General features: G+C 73.0%; 14 protein-coding genes and 1 pseudogene. 9 read left to right on the top strand and 6 right to left on the bottom strand.

Annotated elements, in window-relative coordinates:
- Nucleotides 1–12: 12 nt before the first annotated feature.
- Together ACWC5C_RS14765 and ACWC5C_RS14760 are read left to right on the top strand one after the other, a co-directional pair.
- Nucleotides 13–1,190: pseudogene (locus ACWC5C_RS14765) on the top strand (epoxide hydrolase family protein).
- Complete coding sequence (locus ACWC5C_RS14760) at nucleotides 1,109–1,819, top strand: DUF429 domain-containing protein (protein ID WP_450875765.1); 711 nt, start codon at nucleotides 1,109–1,111, stop codon at nucleotides 1,817–1,819. The pseudogene ACWC5C_RS14765 and the gene ACWC5C_RS14760 overlap by 82 nt, the downstream one beginning before the upstream one ends.
- A 103-nt stretch (nucleotides 1,820–1,922) precedes the next feature.
- On the opposite strand, the gene ACWC5C_RS14755 is transcribed toward ACWC5C_RS14760, so the two are convergent.
- Both ACWC5C_RS14755 and ACWC5C_RS14750 read right to left on the bottom strand, forming a co-directional pair.
- A complete protein-coding gene (locus ACWC5C_RS14755; protein WP_450875764.1) occupies nucleotides 1,923–3,089 on the bottom strand; it encodes a transglycosylase family protein in 1,167 nt (388 codons plus the stop codon).
- 1,271 nt (nucleotides 3,090–4,360) lie between these two features.
- Nucleotides 4,361–5,386, bottom strand: coding sequence for an Lrp/AsnC family transcriptional regulator (locus ACWC5C_RS14750; RefSeq protein WP_450875763.1), 1,026 nt, complete (start codon nucleotides 5,384–5,386; stop codon nucleotides 4,361–4,363).
- Between the two features lie 137 nt (nucleotides 5,387–5,523).
- On the opposite strand from ACWC5C_RS14750, the gene ACWC5C_RS14745 reads away from it, so the two are divergent.
- Nucleotides 5,524–7,128: an AbgT family transporter gene (locus ACWC5C_RS14745; protein ID WP_450875762.1), complete on the top strand. Its 1,605-nt coding sequence runs from the start codon at nucleotides 5,524–5,526 to the stop codon at nucleotides 7,126–7,128.
- Nucleotides 7,129–7,171: 43 nt separating this feature from the next.
- On the top strand, nucleotides 7,172–8,326 hold the full coding sequence (locus ACWC5C_RS14740; protein WP_450875761.1) for a M20 family metallopeptidase: 1,155 nt from the start codon (nucleotides 7,172–7,174) through the stop codon (nucleotides 8,324–8,326).
- A gap of 89 nt (nucleotides 8,327–8,415) precedes the next feature.
- Here ACWC5C_RS14740 and ACWC5C_RS14735 read toward each other — a convergent pair whose 3' ends face one another.
- Nucleotides 8,416–8,652: a DUF397 domain-containing protein gene (locus tag ACWC5C_RS14735; RefSeq protein ID WP_385439260.1), complete on the bottom strand. Its 237-nt coding sequence runs from the start codon at nucleotides 8,650–8,652 to the stop codon at nucleotides 8,416–8,418.
- A gap of 5 nt (nucleotides 8,653–8,657) precedes the next feature.
- Nucleotides 8,658–9,518, bottom strand: coding sequence for a helix-turn-helix domain-containing protein (locus ACWC5C_RS14730; protein ID WP_385439263.1), 861 nt, complete (start codon nucleotides 9,516–9,518; stop codon nucleotides 8,658–8,660).
- A 138-nt stretch (nucleotides 9,519–9,656) separates the two neighbouring features.
- Here ACWC5C_RS14730 and ACWC5C_RS14725 point away from each other — a divergent pair, with 138 nt between their 5' ends.
- The gene (locus ACWC5C_RS14725; RefSeq protein WP_450875760.1) at nucleotides 9,657–10,046 is read left to right on the top strand and encodes a hypothetical protein; all 390 of its coding nucleotides are present in this window, start codon (nucleotides 9,657–9,659) and stop codon (nucleotides 10,044–10,046) included.
- Here ACWC5C_RS14725 and ACWC5C_RS14720 read toward each other — a convergent pair.
- Nucleotides 10,041–12,254, bottom strand: coding sequence for an aminotransferase class I/II-fold pyridoxal phosphate-dependent enzyme (locus ACWC5C_RS14720; RefSeq protein WP_450875759.1), 2,214 nt, complete (start codon nucleotides 12,252–12,254; stop codon nucleotides 10,041–10,043). The genes ACWC5C_RS14725 and ACWC5C_RS14720 overlap by 6 nt on opposite strands.
- Nucleotides 12,255–12,467: 213 nt before the next feature.
- Nucleotides 12,468–14,843 carry an ATP-binding protein gene (locus ACWC5C_RS14715; protein WP_450875758.1) on the bottom strand — a complete coding sequence of 792 codons (2,376 nt, stop codon included), beginning with the start codon at nucleotides 14,841–14,843 and terminating at the stop codon, nucleotides 12,468–12,470.
- Between the two features lie 282 nt (nucleotides 14,844–15,125).
- Here ACWC5C_RS14715 and ACWC5C_RS14710 point away from each other — a divergent pair, with 282 nt between their 5' ends.
- From ACWC5C_RS14710 to ACWC5C_RS14695, 4 genes are all read left to right on the top strand, one after another.
- Nucleotides 15,126–15,320, top strand: coding sequence for a DUF5999 family protein (locus ACWC5C_RS14710; RefSeq protein WP_385439270.1), 195 nt, complete (start codon nucleotides 15,126–15,128; stop codon nucleotides 15,318–15,320).
- A gap of 320 nt (nucleotides 15,321–15,640) precedes the next feature.
- Entirely contained in the window at nucleotides 15,641–18,508 is a 2,868-nt protein-coding gene (locus ACWC5C_RS14705) for a helix-turn-helix transcriptional regulator (RefSeq protein WP_450875757.1), read from the top strand.
- A 61-nt stretch (nucleotides 18,509–18,569) separates the two neighbouring features.
- Complete coding sequence (locus ACWC5C_RS14700; RefSeq protein ID WP_450875756.1) at nucleotides 18,570–21,326, top strand: AAA family ATPase; 2,757 nt, start codon at nucleotides 18,570–18,572, stop codon at nucleotides 21,324–21,326.
- Nucleotides 21,316–24,126, top strand: coding sequence for a helix-turn-helix transcriptional regulator (locus tag ACWC5C_RS14695; protein ID WP_450875755.1), 2,811 nt, complete (start codon nucleotides 21,316–21,318; stop codon nucleotides 24,124–24,126). Before ACWC5C_RS14700 ends, ACWC5C_RS14695 begins: the two co-directional genes overlap by 11 nt.
- Nucleotides 24,127–24,433: the final 307 nt, after the last annotated feature.

Below are 24,433 nucleotides of genomic sequence, written 5' to 3'. Positions count from 1 at the left end.
ACGGTGATCATCCTGCCTGATGTGCCTCCCCGCCCCGAGCCGTTCCTCCAGCAGACCGACCCCGCAGCGCTCAACGACCTCCGTGTGCGGCTGCGCGCGACGCGCTGGCCGGACGCGCCCGAGGACGCCGGGTGGTCGCACGGGACCGACCTCGGCTACCTCCGCGCAGGAGGCGGTGCTCGCCCGGCTGCCCCGCTTCCGTGTCCGGCTCGGCGGCCTCGGCATCCTCCCCCAACTACCGCTGGGAGGTGCCCCCTTCGTGCACGCGCGGGCGGCCGCCACACCGGCCGGCACACCGGCCGGGACCGGCCTGCCGCTGATCCTCGGCCACGGCTGGCCGGACTCGTTCTGGCGGTACGCGAAGGTCATCCCGCACCTCACCGATCCCGGCGCCCACGGCGCCGACCCCGCCGACGCGTTCCGCTCGACATCATCGCCGTCGCCCGTCTGTGGGCCGAGCTGATGGATGTCCTCGGCTACGAGCGGTTCGGCGCGGCGGGCGGGGACATCGGCAGCCATGTGAGCCGCTACCTCGGACTCGACCACCCCGACCGGGTCGTGGGCGTCCACCGCATGGACGGGGGCCCGCCCGTGTTCACCGGCGACCCGGCGGACCTCACCCCCGAGGAGCGGGCCTGGTTCGAGGACGTCATGGCCTGGGGCGCGACCGAGGGCGCCTATGCCGCCCTGCACCGTACAGCCCCAGACCGCCGCCTTCGGGCTCACCGACTCACCGGTCGGGCTCGCCGCGTGGATCGTCGAGAAGCTGCGGGCGTGGAGCGACTGCGACGGCGACATCGAGCGGAGCTTCACCAAGGACGAGATCCTGACGAACGTCACGCTCTACCGGCTCACCGGGACGGATCGGCTCGTCCCTGCGCATGTACGGCGCGAACTCCGCGATCCCGCCCGCGCAGCACGCCCGCCGGGTCGACGTCCCGTCCGGCTTCTCGCTCTTCCCCGGGGACATCGTCCGCCCGCCGAGGGCGTGGCTCGACCGCACGGCCAACGTGGCGCGGGTGACCGAGCCGGTGCGCGGCGGCGGGCTGAGCCCAAGGGCGTTGGCCATGGCTGTACGGGAACGGGGCCGTGTGGTCGGATACGGCGCATGGCTTCCCGTAGCGACGCTCTCCCCAGTTCCCCGGTCGTCGTCGGGGTGGACGCCTGCCGCTCCGGCTGGGTCGCGGTGATCCTGCGCGGTGGTGTGTTCGCCGGTGCCGCGACGGCCGGTGGGCTGAGCGATCTGCTGGCCGGGATGGAGGACGCGGCCGTGATCGCGGTCGACATGCCGCTGGGGCTGCTGGAGAAGGGGAACCGCCGTGCGGACCGGCTGGCCGCCGAAGCGCTGGGGGCACACCGGTCGCGGGTCTTCACGGTGCCGCCCCGGCAGGTCTGGGAGCAGCCGGACTACGCCGCGGCCAACGAGTGCCGCCGTCAACTGACCGGCTTGGGGCTGCCCCGCCAGACCTGGGGGCTGGCGGCGAAGCTCCGCGAGGCCAACGCCCTCCGCGACGGTGGCGACCACCGGCTCCACGAGGTCCATCCCGAGGTCTCCTTCGCGAACATGCGGGGCGGCGAGCCGGTCGCCTGGAGCAAGAAGGGCTGGAGCGGCCAGGCCGTGCGTCGCCGTCTGCTCCAGGAGCAGGGCATCGTCCTGCCCGACGACCTGGGTCCGGCCGGGCGGGTGCCGTCCGACGACGTCCTGGACGCCGCGGCGGCGGCCTGGAGCGCCCACCGCATCGCGCTCGGCACGGCCGTGAGCCTGCCCGCCCCACCGGAGAAGACGGACACGGGGCTGGACATCGCCATCTGGTACTGAAGGGTGGCGGACGACGGCGGGAGGCCGCCCGAGCCGTGCCTCGGGCGACCTCCCTTTTCCCCCACCCCTGGAAATGGTCTTCAGTGACGCCCGGCCGGAGCCGTCAGGCGCCGATGCCGTACGGGCGCAGATAGGTCAGCGGGTCGACGTCCGACCCGTAGCTCGAGGTGGTCCGTACCTCGAAGTGCAGATGCGGTCCGGTGGTGTTGCCGGTGTTGCCGGACCGGGCGATCCGGCGCCCCGCGTCGACGGTCTGCCCGGTGCGCACCGTCAGCGCCGACAGATGCGCGTAGTGGGTGTAGAGCCCTTCGGCGTGGCGGACGACCACCTGGTAGCCGAACGCACCGGCCCAGCCCGCGGCCACCACAGTGCCCGGTGCGACCGCGTGCACCGAGGTGCCGATGGGCACCGCGTAGTCCACGCCGGTGTGGTGGCCGCTCGCCCAGCGCGGGCCGCGTACCCCGTACGCCGCGGAGATCGGGCCGTTGACCGGGGCCGCCAGCCGATGCTTGGTGGACTGCCCCGCCGCGGACTGCCGGGCGGCCGTGCGCTTGGGGGCGGCCTGGTGGGACTGGCGCTTGACCGCGCGGGCCTTGCCCGAGGGCAGGGTGAGCCGCTGCCCCGGGCGGATCAGATGCGGATTGACGCCGATGGTGCGGCGGTTGGCGTGGTACAGCGCCTTCCAGCCACCGCTGACGGAGGCGCGGGTCGCGATGCGGGATAACGTGTCGCCGCCGCGCACCGCGTACGACCCGGAACCGGTCCCGGCGGCCCGCCCGGGACTGTGTTTACCGGATGGCTTGGCGGCGCGCTTCGGGGGGTGTTGCTTGGCGGGCGGCTTGGCACCGCGCGCGGCGTCGCGGTTCGCCGCCTCGGCGGCGGGCGGGCCGGACCGGGACAGCCGGCCGCGCACCGAGCAGACCGGCCAGGCGCCCGGGCCCTGGCCACGGAGCACGGCTTCGGCCACCGCGATCTGCTGGCCCTTGGTGGCGAGGTCGGCCCGCGCGGCGTACCGGGTGCCGCCGTACGCGGCCCAGGTGTGCTGCGAGAACTGCAGTCCGCCGTAGTAGCCGTTGCCCGTGTTGATGCGCCAGTTGCCGCCGCTCTCGCACGCGGCGACCTTGTCCCAGGTGTCGACCGGGGCCGCCTGGGCGGCGCCGGTGTTGAGGAACGGCAGGACGATGCCGACGCTGCCCGCGGTCAGGACCGCGCACAGCGGGGAAACCCGGCTGGGCGATGCGGGGCGGCGGTGACTTCCTCGAACGGCCATGAGGCTGGTTCCTCTCCACAACGGCTCTCGACGTCGCCTCCGGAGGTCCCGGCGGCTGTACGAGTACCGCAGCCGGGGGCCGCCGGTCACAAGGCGCAGGGGTGGTCACGGGGCGCCGCGCGCTCCCGGAACCCGCCCCCTGATCGGGTGACGCTCCATCAGCTGTGCGAGGGAAGGCGCGTGGAGGACCGGGGGGCGCACGGACAGACCCGGGGCTGACGGGACGGCCGGGGCGCCGGGCCCGAGATCGCTTTCCGCCGCCCGCCGTACGCGGCCCCCGGCGGCGGAAAATGATTCGTGGACCGGCCGCGCGCGGTTCCCCGCTGGGATGTCGCTTTTCCGGCGGATTGGTTTCCCGAGGGCCATCGGCCGATCATGTGGAGCGCTTTTGCGGCCGCCGCCCGGCCAAGATCGGCCGCTTGGCAGTGCCGGGGCCGGGCGGGGAACAGGATGTACCGGCCCGGCCCCCGCGCCGGTCGAAAGCCGTGGCGCGGTGCGAGCGCGAAGTCGAAGAGCGGAGCGGGAGAAGTTGAATAGAGGAAGGACCGGTGGAGAGGGCGCGGCAATACGAGCGGAGAACGGCGGTCGCGGGGCGGGCCAGGGCCCAGCCGCCGCCACGGGCTGCGAGGAGCGGTCGCAGGGGAGGGGGTCATCGGCGGCGGACCCGGCGCTGGCCTCGATACCGGTCTCGACGGCGGCCTGGCGGCACGGGCATGGGGCAACCCCCGGCAACTCGGAGGTTCACAAGCGAACTTGACGTGCCGTTTGCTCTCATCTCCCGCCTTCCACCGCCGCCCGGACCGCCCGCGTACCGCGCCAGTTCTCCGAAAAGAGGCCGCCTCCGCGGCGGCCGGGAACTGGCGGAGAATCACGCGGTCCCCGTATAGCGGGGAGCGTGCCGACGCGCATATCATTGCCTCACATCGACTTCATCCCGGTAGATCGCTCGCAGGAGCGGTTCCGGATAATTACCTCCTGATCCCGGATCGCCGGGACCCTCCGCGACGTCGGTGCCGTCAATTCCGTACGGCATCCCCCGCCGCATCGAGGGAATCCTCGCACGGTGGTCCGTACACCAGGATGTGCAGCGCGCCTACGGTGCGTGCCGGTCGTCACCGGCCGTGCGCCGTCGGCCTTCTGGCGTACCCGGCGCTCCGTCGCGCCGCTGGACGCCGGACCGGGGGCGCACGCCGCTCCGGGCCGTGCCCTCGGCCGCCGGTCGGCCCCCTCGGTCCCCGGCCGCTCCCGTGCCCTCCAGCGTTCCTGGAGCGTCAGCCCGCGGTGACGAGCCGTCCGTCCGCGCGCCCGATCCAGTAGCGGCGCAGCACATCGAGCATCACGGACACCTCGCAGGCGGTGATGCCGGGGAGGGCGGCCAGGTCGTGGGTGAGGAAGACGGCCAGCCCCTCCTCGTCCCGGAACACCCCGTGGTGGATCACCGACGAAGTGCCCGCGACGATCGACACATAGCGCGCGGACGGGTGCCGGGCGAGGGCATCGGCCACCTGCTGGATGGCTCCGGGCGCCACGTGCAGTTCGACCACCACCTCCAGCGCGTACCCCAGCAGCGCGGGCTCGATCTCCACCCGGGGCCGTACCAGCCCGCGCCGCAGGAGCGACTGGGTGAGCCGGTAGGCGGTCGAGCGGCTGATGCCGAGCGCGCGGGCCACTTCGGCGGCGCTGGCCCGCCCGTCGTGGCGCAGCAGTTCGACCGCGCCCAGCTCCTCGTCGCTGAAACCGGCGACGGTGGCGGGCTCGGCGGCTTCGGCGGCTTCGTCCAGGGGATCCGCCACCTCCCGCAGCGCGCGCAACTGGTCGTCGCCGAGCCTCCGCAGCCGCCAGGAGTCGGACTTGGCCGAGGCCCGCAGCACCAGTTCGGTATGGGCCGACCGCACGCCGGGGACGGACGGGATCCGGTTCATCAGCAGCTCCCGCGCCCCGGCGCGGCGCGTGGCGTGCAGGGAGCAGTACACGTCGGTGCGTCCCGTGGTCGTCGCCACGAACGGGATCTCGGGCAGCTCGGCGAGCCGCCCGGCCACCTGCCGCGCCTGCCCCGGGACGGTGGCCACCCAGAGGTGCATGGGGTTGCCCTCGGCCAGCATCGGCCATTCCACCTGCCCGATCACCCGCAGCAGCCGCTCGTCCGCGAGCCGGGCCAGCCTGCGGCCGACCGTGCTGGCCGAGCTGCCGAGCACATCGGCGAGCGCGCTGAGCGGGGCGCGCGGGGCCACCTGGAGGGCGGCCACCAGATCGAGGTCGGCGTCGTCCAGCGCGTCCAGCAGCGAGGTCTCCGGCATGGATCGAACCTATCGTGCGATTGGTGTGCTATCGGTGAATCATTCTTGCGTTACAAGGCTTTTACTTGCCTCATTCCATCAGTGCCTTCTCTAATGGACGACCACGCCCCGTCATCCGGACGAAGGAAGTGCGGCCGGTGAGCTCGAACGACACCACCACCACGCCCGACAACACCCCACCCGGGACGCCGCCCAAGGACCCCGCGGAAACGTCCGCGGCGCTGTCCGGTCTGCTGCGGGTGCTCGGCGCCATCGAACGCGCGGGCAACAAACTGCCCCATCCCTTCTGGCTGTTCGCCATCCTGAGCGCGCTGCTCGCGGTGGTGAGCTGGGGGCTGGCCGCCGCGGACGTGTCCGCGGACAATCCGGCCGACGGCAAGACCGTGGCCGTCCGCAGCCTGATCTCGGTCGAGGGCGTCCGGTCGATGATCACCGACGCGATCACCAACTACGCCACCTTCCCGCCGCTCGGCACCATCCTCGTGGTGATGCTCGGCGTCGCCGTCGCCGACAAGTCGGGGATGCTCACGGCGATGCTGCGGGCCGGGGTCTCCCGCGTCCCGGCGCGCTGGATGACGTTCGCGCTGGCCTTCACCTCGATGGTCGCCCACATCGCCTCCGACGCCGCCTATGTGGTGCTGGTCCCACTCGGCGGCCTGGCCTTCCGCGCGGTCGGACGCAGCCCGGTGCTCGGCATCGTGGTGGCCTTCGTGGGCGTGTCCGCCGGATACGACGCGAGCCCGCTGATCACACCGATGGACGCGGTGCTCTCCGGGTTGACCACGGCCGCCGCGCACACGGTCGACCCCGGATACACCGTCACCCCGCTGGCCAACTACTTCTTCTCGCTCGCCTCCTCCGTGGTCCTGGCCGCCGTCATCACGCTGGTCACCGAGAAGGTGTCGGCCCGGCAGGTGGCGGCGCTGCCGCCCGAGGCGGAAGAGGGCGAAGCCGACGCGGGGGCCGACCCGGTCGCGCTCGACCTGCGCCCCGAGGAGCGCCGCGGACTGCGCCGCAGCGGGCTGGTCTTCCTGCTCTTCCTGGCGGCGATCGTGGTGGCCATGATCCCGACCGGCTCGCCCCTGCGCGGCGAGGGCGGCAGCATCGTCGAGTCGCCCGTGCTCTCCGGCATCGCCGTGGTGCTCGGCCTGCTCTTCGCGCTCCTCGGCACGGTGTACGGACGGGCCGCAGGCACCGTGCGCGGCGGCCGGGACATCCCCGACTTCATGGCGCAGGGCATGCGGGAGATGGCGCCGATCCTGGTGCTGTTCTTCGCCATCTCCCAGTTCCTCGCCTACTTCAAGTGGACGGGCGTGGGCCAGGTGCTCGCCATCCGGGGCGCCGACCTCCTCAAGGACCTCGGGGTGACCGGGCCGGTCGCGTTCCTGGGCATCGTGGTGGTGTGCACGGTCATCAACCTGGCGATGACCAGCGGATCGGCCATGTGGGCTCTGGTCTCCCCGGTGTTCGTCCCCATGCTGATGCTGCTGGACGTCCCGCCCGAGGCCACCCAGGCGATCTACCGCATCGCCGACTCCTGCACCAACGCCATCACCCCGATGAGCGCCTACTTCGTGATGGCGCTCGGTTTCCTCCAGCGCTACCGGCGCTCCGCGGGCATCGGCACCCTCGCCTCGCTCACCCTGCCGCTGTCCCTGGCCATGCTGGTGACCTGGACCCTGCTGTTCTACGCCTGGTGGGCGCTGGGCATCCCGCTCGGCCCCGGCGCACCCGTCCGCTGACCGTTCGCTGAGTCACCGAAACCCCCTCCCGGAAGGACCCTTGATGACGCTCTCCGACATCGCCGCCGCGACGGAGCGGGCACTGCCCGAGATGACCGACGACCTGCGGACGCTGGTGGAGCTGGAGACGCCGAGCGACGACAAGCACCTGCTGAACGCCGGGCTCGCCGCCATCCACGGCTGGCTGGTGGCACGCCTCGGCGAGCCGGACGAGACGGAGCGCCAGGACTGCGGCCCGCACGGCGATGTGCTGGCGCTCACCTTCCGCGGCACCGCGCCCGGCACCGCGCTGCTGCTGTGCCACTACGACACGGTCTGGCCCGCCGGAACCCTCGCCGAGTGGCCCTTCGAGGTGGCCGGTGGCAAGGCGAGCGGCCCCGGCGTCTTCGACATGAAGACCGGTCTGGTGCAGGCCGTATGGGCGCTGCGGCTGCTGCGTGAGCTGAAGCTGCCGCATCCGACCGTCCGGCTGCTGCTCAACGGGGACGAGGAGATCGGCAGCCCGGCCTCCCGGCCGCACATCGAGCGGCTGAGCGAAGGCGTCCTCGCCACCCTGGTGTTCGAGGCGGCGCAGAACGGGGCGCTCAAGACCTCGCGCAAGGGCGTCGGCCTGTTCGACGTGACCGCGCACGGCGTCGAGTCGCACGCCGGGCTCGACCCGCTGGCCGGAGCCAGCGCGATCCACGCCCTCGCCGAGGCCGTCCCGCACATCACCGCGCTCGGCGCCCCGGAGCGGGGCACCACCGTGAACGTCGGGCTCATCAGCGGCGGCACCGGCCGCAACGTGGTCGCCGCCCAGGCGCGCTGCGGCATCGACATCCGGGTCACCGAACCGGCCGAGATGGCGCGCATCGACGCCGCGTTCGACGCCCTCGCCCCCTCCGACGCGCGGGTGCGGCTGACCGTCAGCGGCGGATGGAACCGCCCGCCGATGGTCCCGAACGAGCCGTCCCGGCAGCTGTTCAAGCAGGCCCACACCATCGCGGCCGAACTGGGCTGGGAACTGGAGGAGACCGCGGTCGGCGGGGCGAGCGACGGCAACTTCGTCTCCGCGCTCGGCCGTCCGGTCCTCGACGGGCTCGGCGCCCTCGGCTCGGGCGCCCACGCCCGCCATGAACACACCCTGCTCGACGCCGTCCCGGCCCGCACCGCCCTGGCGGTCGGGCTCCTGCGGGCGCTGGCGTCGGACGCCTCGTAAAGCCTCGTAAAGCACAGAACGCCGCCGCCCGCCGCCGTGACGGTCACTCACGGCGGCGGGCGGACGGGGGCATCAGGAGACCGGGGGCGTCAGGAGACCAGGAAGTCGGCCTTGCCCTCCTTGGCGCCCTGGATGAAGGCGGTTATCTCGTTGCGGGTGTAGATGAGCGCCGGACCGTCCGGATCCTTGGACTGACGGATCGCGACCCGGCCGTCGTCCAGCTTCATGACCTCGACGCAGTTGCCGCCGTTGCCACCGCTCCACGGCTTGCGCCAGCCTTCGGTGCCGAGGTCGGTGGCGCGCATGCCGTTGTAGATGCGATCCATGCAGATCAGAGCTCCTTGCGGAAATCACAGAGGATTTCCTTTGTGCGTCGTGCGGTTGCCGCCTGGGCCGCCATGCGGTCCATGGCCTCCAGATGCGAGGCCACCTCGATGCGTTCATCGAGGTAGACGGCGCCGGTGAGGTACTCGACGTAGACCATGTCCGGCAGTTCGGGAACAGCGAAGCGGAAGAGGACGAAGGGCCCGTAGGTGCCCGGATGGTGACCGGAGGCGAACTCCGAGATCTGCAGCGTCACATGCGGCATCTCGGTGCTCTCCAACAGCCGGTCCACCTGTCTGCGCAGCACCGCGGGCTCGCCGACGGGTCTGCGCAGCACGGTCTCGTCCATCACCACCCACAGCCGGGGCGCGTCCGGGCGGTTCAGCAGCGACTGGCGCTCCATCCGCAGTGCCACATGCCGCTCGGCCTCCCTGGACCCGGCCTTGCCGATGGCGCCGGTCTGCATGACGGCGCGGGCGTACTCCTCGGTCTGCAGCAGGCCGGGGACGAAGTGCGGCTCATACGCCCGGATCATCTCGGCCGCGCCCTCCAGGCTGACGTGCACGCTGAACCAGTCCGGCAGGATGTCGTGGAACCGCTGCCACCAGCCGGGGCGGTTGGCCTCCTCGGTGAGGGCGATGAACCCTTCCAGCTCCGTGCCGATGACCCCGTAGGCGTCCAGCAGCATCCGCACGTAGGGCACCTTGAGGGCGACCTCGGCGGTCTCCATCCGGCGGACGGTGGCCGGGGCGACTCGTAACACCTGCGCGGCCTGTTCGCGCTTGAACCCCGCCTTCTCGCGCAGCTCCTGCAGGCGTTTCCCGAGGACGACCTGGCCCACGGTCGGAGCCGACCGCGGTTCGCTCACCTTGCTACCTCCCCTGCCCCCGTGGCTGATGCCCGCAGTCTGCCATGTCCAGTACGGCCCGGACACACTGCACAAGCAACTCTGCACAATTCAGAGTGTTACTTGCCATGTGTGCGCGGCCATCGCGATAGTTGCGTCATGATCCCGTTACGGAGGCCGCCGTCAGCGCGGCCGTTTCGGCGGCACGACGCGGTGGGAGTGGCCGAGCGGTACGGGCCCGAGGTCATGGCACGGCTGCCCCGGGTGGGCTGCGTCCTGGCCGCCGGAGGGCGCTGGTGGTGGATCGTGCCGTCTCAGTCCGACGTCGGCGTCAACTGGCCCTCGGCGGCCGTCTACGCGGTGGGCGCGGTGCCGGACGGTCCGCCGCCCGGGCGGCGGACCGAGCGGGCTGCCGGGGAACCGCGGGTGGTGCACTCGCCGGACGACGGAGTGCCGTACACCCACCCGCTGCTGCTGCACATCGCGGTCTGCGCGGTGGCCGGGGTCTCTCCGGCCTGGCCGCGCGAGGACCGGCGTTCCGGATCATGAGGTGCCGTCGTCCGTCTGCAGGTACGCGGCCGGGCGCGGGTAGCGCATCAGCGCGGGCCCGGAACCGTCCGGGTCCTTGTCGGCGTCGGCCGGGCGGCTGGGCCGGGCCGGGGCGGAGGCCCTCAGCTCGGCCGGGTCGTAGTCGATGACCTGGGTCTGCTCCGCCGGGGACGGCTCCGGCACGGCGGCGGGCTCGGGCCGGTAGAGCGGGATCTGGTCGAGCGCGGTCTGCTCGGCGGGCGAGGGCCCCTGGGCGTACCCGGCCATCGCGCCCTGCGCCGGGGCCTGCGGCTGGACGACCGGGTTCTGTCCGGTATCGGCCTGCGCCATCTGCATCTGCGGGGTCTGCTGCTGCACCTGCGGGAACTGCGTCTGCGGGGTCTGAGCCATCTGCAGGTACGGAGCCTGGCCCTGCGCCGCCTGGGGCTGCGGCGCGGGTGCCTGCTGCATCTGCTGCATCTGGGGCTGCTGCATCGCCGCCTGCTGCATCTGCTGTTGCAGCTGCTGCTGAGCCATCTGCTCGGCCATCTGCTCGGCCATCTGGGGTGCCTGCTGCATCTGCGGCATCTGAGCCATCTGCGGCATGGACTGCATCTGTGGCATTTGCTGCATCTGAGGCATCGACTGCATCTGCTGCATCGGCTGCTGTTGCATCTGCTGCTGCGCCGGTACCTGGTACAGCGGCGTCTGGACCGGGGGAGTGGCGACGTACGCGGGTGCCAGCTCGGCGGGCGGCTGCGAGGCCGACTGCGACTGCGCGGTCGACACCGACTGCCCGTACGGGTCGGACTGCCCGTACGCGTCCGAGCCCACGCCCTGCGGCGCGGGCAGGGCGTTCGCCGAGTACAGCTGCTGCTGCTGCGGCGCCGCCTGCTGCATCTGCAGGATCTGCTGCATCTGCTGCGGTGTCTGCTGGATCGGCGGCTGGGGTTCGGGAGCGGCGGGGGCCGCGGGCAGCTGCGGCATCTGCTGGTACTGGTAGTCCAGCTGCTGGGCCGGGGGGGAGTAGAGCTGCGACTGAAGGTCCCAGCCGCGCTGCTGCTCGTAGGAGACCTGGGGGGCGTAGAAGGAGGTCCCGTAGAGCACATTGCTCAGCCCGGTCAGCAGCCGCTGCACATCCGGCTGGGAGCGCACCACCAGCCGCATGAACTGGCTGCTGCTGCCCAGCTTGTTGCCGCATTCGCGGACCAGGACCCCGTGCTGGGAGAGCAGTTGGTCCCGGACCCAGGAGCCGTCGGTGCCACCCGGCAGCTTGACGAAGACGAAGTTGCCCTGGGAGGGGAAGACCGTCATCCCGGGCAGCCCGGCCAGCTGGGACGTCATCTCCTGCCGGTCGCGGCTGAGCATGCGCAGGCTCTGCACGTACTCCTGCCGGTACCGCTTGAGCATGAAGACGATGACCTCGGCGAAGGAGTTCAGGTTCCACTTCGGCAGCCGGGAGCGGATCTGCACGGCGAGCGCCGGATTGGCGACGAGGTAGCCGAAGCGGACGCCGTGCAGTCCGAAGCTCTTGCCGAGGCTGCGCAGCACGATGACGTTGGGGCGCAGGATCGCCTCGTCCACGACGCTCGGATACGCCTCGGCGTCGGCGAACTCCAGGAAGGACTCGTCGATCACCACGAGGTCGAGATCGGACAGCGCGTCCATGAGGCCGATCACGGCCTGGCGGGACAGCAGCCCGCCGTCGGGGTTGTTGGGATTGCAGATGACGGCGACCCGCGAGCCCCGGGACCGGACGAACTGGACGAAGGCCTGCGGGTCGAGCTGGAATCCGCTCATCTCCGGGAGCTGGAACATGTCGACCCGCTTGCCGGTCTCCATCGGCTGGTCCGTCCACCGGCCGAAGGTGGGAATCGGCACCGCCAGGCTTTCCTTCACCAGCAGATGGTCGATCCAGGTGATCAGCTCGGTCGAACCGTTGCCCATGGCCATGGTCTGCGGCTGCAGGCCCAGCACATTGGCCAGTTCGGCGGTGATGGTGTCCGCGGAACTCGGGTAGTACGTGAGGATCTCCCGCAGCCTGACCGCCATCACAGCGAACATGGCGGGGGTGGGGAAGTACGGATTGCAGGGGATGCAGAAGTCCACAAGCTCCTGTCCGCCACCCGTGATCCCGGCGCGGTTGAGCGCGAAGAAAGACGGGCTGTGGGCGGTGCCACGGAAGAGTTCCATGGCATCACCGGAATTGCCGACTGCGGCAACAGTCACGGCGGGACCTCCTCGGTCGCAAGGGGTCGTGCAATCACGACCGTTGCGGCTCGTCCCTCGAGCCTGACGCATGATCCCAAAAACGTGGGGGACCTGAGGATTTTCGTGGGGTGTGCGCGAAACCGAGGGACAGATGTTCCCTGATCGAATAAAATTCCGCCCCTCGCTCGGCCTGTCGCCCGCTCGTCCGGAGGGGTGGCGGCGGTCGGAGCGTCAGGCGGGGGCGTCCGGCGGACGCTCGCCGTCGGTGAGAGCGGCCCGGTCCTGGTGCGCTACCCAAACAGCTACCTGAGCACGCGAGGTGAAACCAAGTTTGCTCAAAATGTGCTCAATATGGCCCTCGGCGGTTCGCTGTGCTATCACCAGCGCCGCGGCGATCTCCTTGTTGCTGAGCCCCTGCGCCACCAGCTGGGCGATCTCGGTCTCCCGGGGCGTCAGCGGCGACGGCCGCTCGGGCGCCACCGCCTCCCCGGTGGGCAGTTCGTTCTCCAGCGCGTAGACCAGCGCTTGGTCGTAAGCGAGCCGGGCGCCCTGCTTGACGGCCGCGTTGTACGCCGGTCTGCCCAGCGCCCGGGCCACGTCCGCCTCGCACTCGTCGTGGTAGTGGGCCAGGTGCCCGTAGCCGGAGAGCGAGGAGCCGACCGACTGCCAGAGGGTCCGTACGATGCCCAGCAGCCGGGCCGACCGCCGGTGGTCCCGGTCGGTGGCGGCGATCCAGGCCAGCACCTCCAGATTGACCCCCACGCCCAGCGGGTCGTCGAGCGAGCGGTTGAAGGTCAGGCTGTCCCTCTCCAGGGCGGCCGCGCGGGCGGTGTCGCCCTGGCGCCACACCTCGACGCCGAGCGCCATCATCGTGTACGCCCGGTGCCAGCCCTCGCCGTAGGCGTCGCACACCTCCAGGGACTCCTCGCCCAGCGCGATGGCGCGCGGCGAGTCGCCGATGAACGAGTGGGCCAGGGAGAGCCGGATGAGGGCCAGCGCGAGCCCGACCGGATCGCCGGTGGCCCGGTGGCGGGCCACCGCCTCCTCGTAGAGCGCGATCGCGGACGGCGCGTCGCCCCGGTACATGGCGACCATGCCGGAGTAGAGCGCCGCGTACGCCAGGACCGGGGCCAGGCCGAGCCGTTCGCCGATGGCCCGGCTCTCCGCCAGCATGGCCGCGGCCGCCTTGGTGTCGGACTGGATGATGGCCAGCCAGCTGTTGGTCCACAGCGCCCGGGCCCGTACCTCGGTCGGCTCCGGGCAGGCGGCGAGGCCCTCGTCCAGCCAGCGGCGCCCCTCGCCGAGGTAGTAGCTGGTGATCCAGTGGTAGAGCAGGTCGGCCGCGATCCCCAGGCCGCAGGTGGTCTCCTCCGGTTCGTCGAAGCTGGACTCCAGGGCGGTGCGCAGATTGGCGTGCTCCAGCTGGAGCCGGGTGAACCACTGCACCTGGGCCGGGCCGAACAGCGCGGCGTGCGCGTCGGCCGCCAGCCCCCGGTAGTAGTCGCGGTGCCGCCGCACCCGGGCGGTCTCCTCGCCGGAGGCGGCGAGCCGTTCGCGGCCGTACTGGCGCAGCGTGTCCAGCATCCGGTAGCGCACCGTGGCGCCGTGCTCCTCGCGCATCAGCACCGACTTGTCCACCAGCTCGGTCACCAAGTCCAGCACGTCCTCGTGGGGGATGCCGTCGCCCGCGCAGACCGCCTCGGCGGCCTCCAGGTCCAGGCTTCCGGCGAACACCGAGACCCGGGCCCACAGCAGCCGCTCCTGCTCGGTGCACAGGTCATGGCTCCAGTCGATCAGCGCCCGCAGGGTCTGGTGGCGGGGGAGCACCGACCGGGAGCCGGTGGTCAGCAGCCGGAAGCGGTCCTCGAGGCGGTCCAGCAGCTGCTGGACGGAGAGGGCGCGCAGCCGTACGGCCGCCAGCTCGATCCCGAGCGGGATGCCGTCCAGCCTGCGGCACACCCGCTCCACGGCGTCCCGGTTGGCCTCGGTGACGGCGAAGCCCGGCAGGATCGCCCCGGCCCGCTCCACGAACAGCCGCACCCCGTCGCACTGCGCCAGCGCCGCGGTGGACAGCCGAGGGCCGGTGGTGTCGGGCAGCGCCAGCGCCGGAACGGCCAGGGTCTGCTCACCGGCGGTGCCCAGCGCCTGGCGGCTGGTGGCCAGGATGCGCAGCCGGGGAGCCGCCCGCAGCAGCCGGTCGGCGAGCAGCGCGCAGCCCTGGATCAGATGCTCACAGTTGTCCAGGACGATCAGCGTCTGCCGCTCGCGCAGATGGTCGACCAGGACGTCCAGCGGCGGCCGGGCGGACTGGTCCCGGACCTCCAGGGCCTCGGCCACGCTCCGGGCGAGCAGATCCGGGGTCTCCAGAGCGGCCAGCTCGACCAGCCAGACCCCGTCGGCGAACGCCCGGCGGGCCTCCTCGGCGACCCGCAGCGCCAGCCGGGTCTTGCCGACCCCGCCCACCCCGGTGAGGGTCACCAGCCGGGAGGCGGACAGCATGCGCCGGGCCTCGGCCGCCTCGTGCCGACGCCCCACGAAAGTCGTCACCTCGGCCGGCAGCCAGCCTGTCTGCCGCCCGGTCGGGGTGCTCGTCGCCACCGCACCCATCGATGCCTCGCACCAGCCTCGGGCGGGCGGGAGTCCCCCGCTCGGCCCGAACGGTCACTGTCCAGGCTATGCCCGGGGGACGGCTCCCGCAGGTCGCTCGCGGCTTTGTGCACAGGCCGGTTCCACTGAGGGTGAGCGGTAGTCGCCCAGGGCAACCGGGCCGGGGTCGGGTCAGGTAGCCATCCGGGGAGATCTCCCCTCCTCGCCGCCCGGCCCGCCGTCCCATGCTGGTGACCTCGTGAAGAGTTCCGCCGAGAGACGGCGGAAGATCGAAGGTCCGCCATGTGCCTCCATCAGCCCCCTTGTCCTTCCGCCGACGCACCCGATCATGATTCGGCGCGTCTGGTGGCCTCCCACCCCGAGCAGGGGTGGAGTCTGCTCTGCAATGGAGTGGTGGTCTTCGCGGACACGGGTGAACTGCTTCCCGACGGACGCGTCATCCCGGCGCCCCGTGCCTGCCCCGACCAGGCGGGATGAAGCCCGACGAAGGGAGATGCGATTGACGACTCCACGCCTTGTACCCACACGGTGATACGAAAACGGCCCGGGGACGGAACGGTGAACGCCCTCACCACGCCTTCCGCCTCCCGGGCCTCCGCGCGCTCCGGGGCGCCGGTGCGCGTTCGTGCGCGCCCATGCGTGCGTACGTGCTCGTCCACGATCGACGTTGATCGCCGCGAGGCTGTTCATGTAGCCTATTGATCGCGCCGAGTAGCGTATTTGTGCGAATTCCACACCACGGGGGTGCGAGGGGGACCACTGTGCTGGACCGGGCCAACGACTCGGGTTTACCCAGCATGCTGGTAGGCCGCGCCGCTGAGCTGACCGTGCTGACCAGTCACGCGGAGGCCGCCTGCGCCGGGCGGTCCGGTCTGGTGGTGCTCTCCGGGCCCGCCGGAATCGGGAAGACCAGCCTGCTGCGCGCCTTCCTCGACAGCGACACCTGCGGGAAGATGACCGTCCTGCACGGAGCCTGCGGCGAGGTCGTGGCCGGTTCCGGTTACGGCGGCGTACGCGCCCTCTTCGGCCCCCTCGGGCTGACCGCCGACGACGCGGCCGACTCCCCGCTGCTGCGGGGCAGCGCCCGCCGCGCCCTGCCCGCGCTCACCCCCTGCCCCGGCGACGAGGACCCGTCCTCCTCCGCCAGCGCCTTCCCGGTGCTCCACGGGCTCTACTGGCTCGCGGTGAACCTCATGTCGCAGGGCCCGCTCGCGCTCGTCCTCGACGACGTGCACTGGTGCGACGAACGCTCGCTGCACTGGATCGACTTCCTGCTGCGGCGCGCCGACCACCTGCCGTTGCTCGTGGTGCTCGCCCAGCGCACCGAGGCGGAGCCCGTCGCGCCCGCCGCGCTGGCCGACATCGCCGCCCAGCCCCGTTCCTCGGCGCTCCGGCTCGGCCCGCTGACCGACGCCGACGTGGCCGAGATGGCGGAGGAGATCTTCCCGCTCCCCGTCGCGCCGTCCTTCGTCGAGCGCGCCGCCGCCGTCTGCGGCGGCAACCCCCTCACCATCACCCGGCTGCTGCACGAGCTGCGGGCCAAGGGGGCGCGGCCGGACGACACCGGGATCCGCGAGATCGCCGAGGTCGGCCAGTATGTGGTCGCCCAGTCGGTGCACGCCCTGTTCGCCCGCCAGCCCGGCTGGGTCCGCGACGTGGCCACCGCGATCGCCGTGCTCGGCGAGGAGGGACCGGAGCACATCGGCGCCCTCGCCGGGGTGTCCGCCGCCCATGTCGAGGAGGCCATGACGCTGCTGCGGGGCGCCGAGGTGGTGGCGCCGGACCGTCCCGGCCTCACCCACGACGTGGTGCGCTCCGCCGTGCTCGACGCCGCCGGGGCCGACGCCCTGGCCGATCTCCGCGCGCGGGCCGCCCAACTGCTCAGCGACATCGGCCGCCCCGCCGAAGAGGTCGCGGGCCAGGTGCTGCTGGTGCCCGGCGACCCCCAGCCGTGGATGCGCTGGGTGCTGCGGGAGGCCGCCGGCCAGGCCGTGACCCGAGGCGCGCCCGAGGCCGCCGCCCGCTATCTGTGCCGGGTCCTGGAGGCCGAGCCCGACAGCGTGTCCACCCGGGTCCAGCTGGCCGGGGCGCTCGCCGAGACCCACCCGGTGGAGGCGATCCGGCTCCTGAACGAAGCCCTCGAACTCACCCCCGACGTACGCGCCAAGGCGCCCATCGCCGTGCAGCTGGGCATGACCTGCCTGACGGTGCAGCAGTCACCGGCCGCCGTACGGACGCTCGTCGGCGTACTGGACGCGCTGGAAGCCGAGCTGGGTCCCGACCCCGAACCCCGCGACCACGAACTGCTCACCCTCGTCCGGTCCGCGCTGCTGATCAGCGGATCCGACGAGAAGGCCACCATCACCACCGTCCGGGAGCGGTTCGCGGAGCTGGCCGAACCGGCCGGGGACACGCCCGCGCAGCGGCAGCTGCTGGCCATGATGACCGTGCTCAGCGCGATGGAGGGCACCTCCCCGGAGCGTACGGTGCGCCAGGCCCGCCGCGCCCTGCGTCCCCCGGGGGTGGCGTTCGGCAACTGGTCGCTGCTCTTCTCCGCGTTCACCCTGGGCCTGGCCGACGAGGTCGAGGACGCGCTGGAGGCGATGGACCGCTCGCTGCGGTACGGCCAGGAGAACGCCGCGGTGTGGAGTTACGTCCTCACCCTCTCCACCCGGGCCCTGATCCTGCACGGCCTCGGCGCGATGCCGGACGCGCTGGCCGACGCCCAGACCGCCGTCGAGATCGTCGGCCACGAGCGCTGGGGCAGCCACATGACGATGCCCCATATCGCCCTGGCGACCGTCCTGGTCGACCGTGGCGAGCCCGAGCGGGCCGAAGAGCTGCTGGGCCAGGTCACCCGGCCGAACCTGGACGGGTTCGTCATGGAGTACCACTGGTACATGATGGCCCGCGCCCGGGCCCGCTGGGCGCTGGGCGACGGCCGGACCGCGCTGCGGCTGCTGCTCGACTGCGGCTCGTCCCTGGAGGAGACCGGGTTCGCCAACCCGTGCTTCATCCCCTGGTGGGCCGAGGCGGCCTGGGTGTACGCCGCCGAGAAGCGCGCCGACGAGGCCCGGGACGTCGTCGACCACGGCACCGAACTCGCCCGCCGGTGGGGCACCCCGCGCGCCCTCGGACTCGCCGCGCTCGCCCGTGGCATGACCACCCGTGGCGAGACCGGCATCGCCCTGCTCACCGAATCCGTCGCGCACCTGTCCGCCTCGCCCGCCCGCGCCGAGCACGCCCGCGCCGAATTCACGCTCGGCGCCGCCCTGCTGGACGCCGGGGACTCCCGTGGCGCCCGCGAGCATCTGCGGACCTCCGCCGACCTCGCGCAGAGCTGTGGCGCGCTGGCGCTCGCCAAGGCCGCCCGGCGGCGGCTGGTCGCCGCTGGCGGCCGGATGCGCGAGATCACCGCCTCCCCGGTGGACCTGCTCACCGGCACCGAGCGCAAGGTCGCCACCCTCGCCGCGGCCGGGTCGGGAAACCGGGAGATCGCCGAGTCGCTGTTCGTCACGGTACGCACCGTCGAGACGCATCTCACCAGCGTCTACCGGAAACTGGGGCTGGCTCAGCGGGCCGAGCTGACGTCGGTGCTGCGCACCCCCAGCATTCAGCACCCGCAGGCTCCGGCGTGGGTGTCCCAGGCACGTGGCCGCACCTGAGCGCGACACCCCGGCGCCGCCCTCCCACGCCTCGACTATCCGTTCGACATATAGTCGTTCCATGCAGCTCAACGGGCTTCCGTTCCCGGGACGGGAACGAGAGCAGGCGGTGCTGGACTCGGTCGTCACCGACCTGGCGGCAGGCCGCCCGTCGGTCGTCACCCTGTCCGGCCGGCCCGGCTTCGGCCGTGGCCCGCTGCTGCGCCGGGCGGCCCGGCTCGCCGAGGAACAGGGTCTGCGCACCCTGACCGCCCACGCCACACGGAGCGAGAGCGAACTGCGCTACGGCGTGGTGCAGCAGCTGCTGACACCGCTGGACGGGCTCAGCGACCGAACGCTGGCAGCCCTCGCCGAACCGGGCCCGGACAGCGGACTGCCGGGCCTCGCCGAACTGCTGCGCGGCGCCCACGACCGGCCGACGCTCCTCGTCGTCCACGAGCTGGACTGGCTGGACCCGGCCTCCCGGCACTGGCTCGACGCCCTGGTGCGGCGGCTGCCGGGGAAGCCGGTCGCGCTGCTGGCGAGCAGCAGAGGCGTCAGCCACCCCGGCTGGTACGGCGGTTCCCCCTTCCCCGGCCCGGTCCCCACCCAGCAGCTCGCGCTGTCCGCCTTCACCCTGCGGGACGTCGCCACCATGATCGCCGCAGTCTGCGGACAGCCCGGCGAGGGCGTGTTCACCGAGACGGCGTGGGAGGTGAGCGCGGGCAACCCCATGGTGCTGCACGAGGCGCTGGCCCACTTCATCGCACGCGGCCACCAGCCGGTCGACGGACGGGCGCCGGAGCTGCGCGCACTCATCGAGGCCGTCTGCGGCGACTACGTCGTCCGCGCGCTCGGCGGGCTCTCCGACACCGCCGTCGCGGTCGTCCGCGCCCTGGCCGTCTGCGGCGAACTCCTCGATCTGCCCCTGGTGTACGCGCTCGCCGGGCCCCGCGCGGCGAGCGAACCCGGACTGGGCGCGGCGCTGGAGGCCAGCGGACTGGCCACCGCCACCGGCACCGGGCTGCGGCTGTGCTGCCCGGAGGCTCGGAAGTGGATCCTGGAGGAGATGACCGCCGACGAGCGGGCCGACCTGCACGCCCGGGCCGCCGAACTCGCCCACCGGGCGGCCGTACCCGACGAGGACATCGCCCGGCTGCTGCTCGCCGCCCGCCCGCTCGGCGAACCCTGGGCCGTCCACGCGCTGCGCCGCACCGCCACCGCCGCACTGCGGGCCGGGCACCCCGCCCACGCCATCGCCTGCCTGTCCCGCGCCCTGGAGGAGCCCGGCGACCGCGACGGGCGCGCCCAACTCGGCCTGGAGCTGGCCGCCATCGAGGTGCTGAGCGCGCCCGAGGCAAGCGACCGGCGGCTCACGGAGATCATCCGGACCGGCGGCGACGCACCCGCCCGGACCCGGGTGCGCGCCGCCGACCTCGGCCTCACCCGCGGCGGCGTGGACAGCCTGCGGTCCGCCGTGGCGAACGCGCTGCCCACCGCCCGCGACGGCGAACGGGAGGCCCTGGCCGGGCTGTTACGGCTCGCCGAAACCGGCCGCCACGACGACGGCGACCTGCTGCTGCCCGAGATCCCGCCGCTGCCCGCCCACCCCACCGACCCGGCGCAGTCCGCCGCCCGCGCCTGGCGACTCGCCCTGCACGGCGAGGACCTGCCCATGGCCAGGGCACTGGCCCGGCGCGCCTTCACCGGCGAGCCCGGCGGCGACGAACTGATCCTGCCCCGGCTCACCGCCGCGCGGCTCCTGCTCCTGACCGACGATCTGGACGAGGCCGAGGTGCGGCTGGACGCCCTGCACCTCGACTTGCGGCGGCGCAACGCCCGGGCCGCCGCCGGGCTCGTCCTGGCCATCCGGGGTGAACTGAACCTGCGGCGCGGCCGCCTCGACGCGGCCGAACGGGACATCGCCGCCGCCGGGCGTGCCCTGCCCCACGCCCACTGGCATCCGCACCACCTCCCCTATCTGACGTCCATGCGGATCATCGTCGCCCTGGAGAGCGGCCGCACCGACCAGGCCGGGGAGCTGGCCGCCGCCCCCGTCCCGGCCGAGGCACAGGACGGCGCGGCCTTCGCCCATCTGCTGTTCGCCAGAGGGCTGGTGGCCTCCCGGGACGGCAGACACGCGGACGCGCTGGAGCTGCTCCGCGGCTGCGGACGGCGGCTGCTGAGCGGAGGCCGGGGCAACCCCGCCCTGCTGCCCTGGCGTTCGAGGGCCGCCGGAGCGTGCCACGCGCTCGGCGACCACGAGGAGGCACAGCGGCTGTGTGAGGAGGAGATCGCCCTGGCCCGGCGGTGGGGCACCGCCAGCACCCTCGGCTGGGCCCAGCTGGGCGCCGGGCGGGTGGCCCGCGAGGCCCGCGCCGACCGGCTCCGCGAGGCCGTCCACACCCTGCGCCCCGCTCCCGCCAGGCTCGCCTACGCCGGTGCGCTGATCGAACTGGCCACCACCGAACTGGACGCGGGGGACCGGAAGCCCGCCGCCCCGCTGGTGGCCGAGCTGTTCACGTTCACCACCACTCACCAGCCCTCCAGCAGGCTCGCCGCGCGGGTGCGCTCACTCGCCGAACGGCTGGGACAGCCCGCCGCTCTCGGGCCCGGCCCGCACCCCGCCTGGGCGACGCTGACCGAACCCGAGCGGCGCACCGCGACCCTCGCCGGACTCGGCCACGGCAACCGCGAGATCGCCGAGATGCTGTCGGTGACCCGGCGCACGGTCGAGCTGCGGCTCAGCGTCGCGTACCGGAAGCTGCGGATAGCGGGGCGCGTGGAACTCCACGCGCTGGTACGGGCGACGGAGGGATACGGCACGGATGTTGCTTGAGCGGGACACCGAAGTGGCACAGATCAGGGAAGCCCTGCGCGCCGCCGCCACGGGCACCTCGTCGCTGCTGCTGCTCACCGGCCCGCTCGGCATCGGCCGGACCGCGCTGCTGCAGCGGCTGCCCCTGCTGACGGGGCAGGACGTCCGCGTCCTGCGCGCCAATGCCGCCCCGATGGAGCAGGACTTCGCCTTCGGCGTCGTCCGGCAGCTCTTCGACAGCCTGCTGACCAGCGCCCCGCCCGACGCCTGCGAACGCTGGCTGCGCGAACACGGCGACTTCGCCCGCATGGTCCTCGCCGACGACGCCCTGCCGCTGGGCGAGTGCCGCTCCGTCGCCCTCTCCGAGACGGTGCTGAACGGACTGCGCTCGCTGCTGGCCGACGTCGGCGCCGACCAGCCGCTGCTGATCCTGGTGGACGACCTCCAGTGGGCGGACGCCCCCTCGCTGCGCTGGCTCGCCTACCTGGCCAAGCGGCTGCACGGGCTGCGCGCCGTACTCGTCTGCGCCCTGCGCGACGGCGATCCACGGGCCCGGCAGCTGACGCTGCGCGAGATCACCGACTCCGCGCAGCGGGTGCTGCGCCCCGGACCGCTCTCTCTCGGGGCCACCAGGGAGATGGTCCTCGACCAGTTCGGCGAGCCCGGCGACGAGGAGTTCGCCCGCGCCTGCCACGAGATCTCCGCGGGCAACCCCCTCTTCCTGAGATCGGTCCTGGTGGCCCTCGCCGCGGCCGGGCACCGCCCCACCGCCGGGCACACCGACGCGGCCCGCCGCCAGCGCCCCTCCCAGCTGCGCGAGTGGCTGGCCGCGTGCGTACGCAACCAGCCGCGGTCGGTACGGGACCTGGCCGCCGCGATCGCCGTCCTCGGCGACCAGGGCGAACCCGAACTCATGGCCCGGCTGGCGGGCCTCGACCCGATCGGCTTCGCCGCCGCGCTGCGGGTCCTCGACCAACTCGGCCTGCTGGCCGCTGAGCAGGAGCCGCGCTTCCTCCACCGCGTGGTGCAGGACGCCGTCGAGTCCTCGATGACCGTCGCCGAGCGCGAGCGGCTGCACGACGCCGCCGCGGCCCTCCTCTACCGCAACGGCTCCTCCGCCGAGCTGGTCGCCGCCCAGCTGATGGCCGTCACCGCCTCACAGCACCCGTGGGCGGTCGAGGTGCTGCGGGCCGCCGCCGAGACCGCGCTGCGCCGGGGCGCGCCGGACATCGCCACCCGCTATCTGCGGCGCGCGCTGCTGGACGCCGGGCTGTCCGGCGAGAGCCGGGGGCGGCTGCTGATCGACCTGGCCACCGCCGAGCGCGGATTCGACCCCGCCGCCTGCGAACGCCACATCTCCCAGGCGATACCCCTGCTGCCCACAGCACGGCACCGGGCCGCCGCCGCCCTGCGGATCTCCCCGGCCATCGTGGGCACGGTGCCCCCGGCCGTCATCGACCTGCTCCAGCAGGTCGCCGAGGACCTCGGCCCGGCGTCCGCCCTCGACGGCTCGGCGCGCGATGTGGCCCTTCGGCTGGAGGCACGGCTGCGGCACGCCGGGCACGAGGACCCGGCGGGGCTGGCCACGGCCGTGGAGCGGCTGTCGGCGATGGGCGAGGAGCCGCCGCTCGGCTCGACCGCCGAACGTGAGCTGGCCGCCGTCCTGCTCAACGCCGCGATGCTCACGACCCGGCGCCCGGCGGCCGAGGTCGCCCGGCTCGCGGGCCGCGTCCTGGAGCGGGAACCGGCCACCGAGGACCGGGCCCACTCCTCGCTGCCGCTGGTGGCCGTCGCGCTGGTCGCCGCCGACTCGGTACGCGGCATCACCTCCTGGCCCGCGCCCGAGCGCGACTCCCCACGGCAGGACGTGACGGCCGTCGACGCGCTCGTCCACGCCGAGCAGGCGCTGATGCTGGTGGCGCGCGGCCGGGCGGCCCGGGCCCGGGAGTCCGCCGAGCGCGCGATGCGGCTGGCCGGGGCGCACTGGCAGGAGGCCGGGATCCTCGCCACGGTCGCCCTCACCAGCGTCGCCCTGGAACTCGACGACGCGGACCTGGTCGAAGGGCTGCTCGACGAGGCCGGTCGGCGCCGGTCCGCGAGCCTCGCGTTCACCGCCTCGCTCCAGCTCCTCAAGGCGTCCCAGGACGCCCGGCACAGCCGCTGGACCAGCGCGCTGGACACCCTGCTGGGCTGCGGCCGGCAGCTGGAGGCGGCGGGGTGGCGCAATCCCGTCCTCTTCCCGTGGCGGCCCTGGGCGGCCGCCCTCCAGCACCGCATCGGAGACTCGCGCGCGGCGCTGGCGCTCGCCGAGGAGGAGCACGCCCGGGCTGAGGCCTGGGGCGCCCCCGTCGCGCTCGGCCGCGCCCTGCGGCTCAAGGGCCGGATGCACGACGGCGCCCAGGGCACGAACCTGCTGCGCGAATCGGCCGACGTGCTGCGCGCGTCCGCCAACGAACTCGAACTCGCCCGCTCGCTCGCCCTGCTGGCCCGGCGGCTGGAGGCCGGTCCCGAGGCGGCGGCCCTGCAGCGGGAGGCCGGAGCCCTCGCCGCGGTCTGCGGCGCGCCCTGGCTGATCGAGTCGGCCGAACACCGGCGCGGTGCGGCGCCCCCGCGGCCGGAGGCCGCCCTGACCCGTACCGAACGCACCGTGGTCTCCCTGGCCGGTGGCGGCCTCACCAACCAGGAGATCGCGGGCCAGCTCGGCGTCACCTCCCGCGCGGTCGAGAAGCACCTCACCCACGCCTACCGCAAGCTGGACATTTCCGGCCGTCGCCAGCTGATGGAGATCCTGCCCCGCCTGGATTCGGAAATCCTGCGTTAACGCCGCTAATTCAACGGGTGTCCAACCGGCTTCGGTCGGGCTTCCGGCATGCCTGTGCACCGGCCGTACGACGCGTTCGTTCCGGGCAAGTTTCGCAGGTCGGCGAACCCACCGAACCGACCACCGAAGCCCTTCGGTACGGACCGAACCTCGGAGGTACGGGACCACAGGATTGGGCGACGCGAACCTGCTGACGTTGACTCATACGTATGGATCTCCCTAGTCTCCATAAAAAGCTTTCGAATTGAATAACCGCGGTTTTCATCCCCGGTCATTCGCACCCGGTCATTGATAAACAGGAAGGGAT

This window comes from Streptomyces sp. NPDC001700 (genome assembly GCF_053596435.1).
The sequence above is the reverse complement of the archived record's forward strand: the minus strand, read 5'-3'. Positions and strand labels throughout refer to the sequence as shown.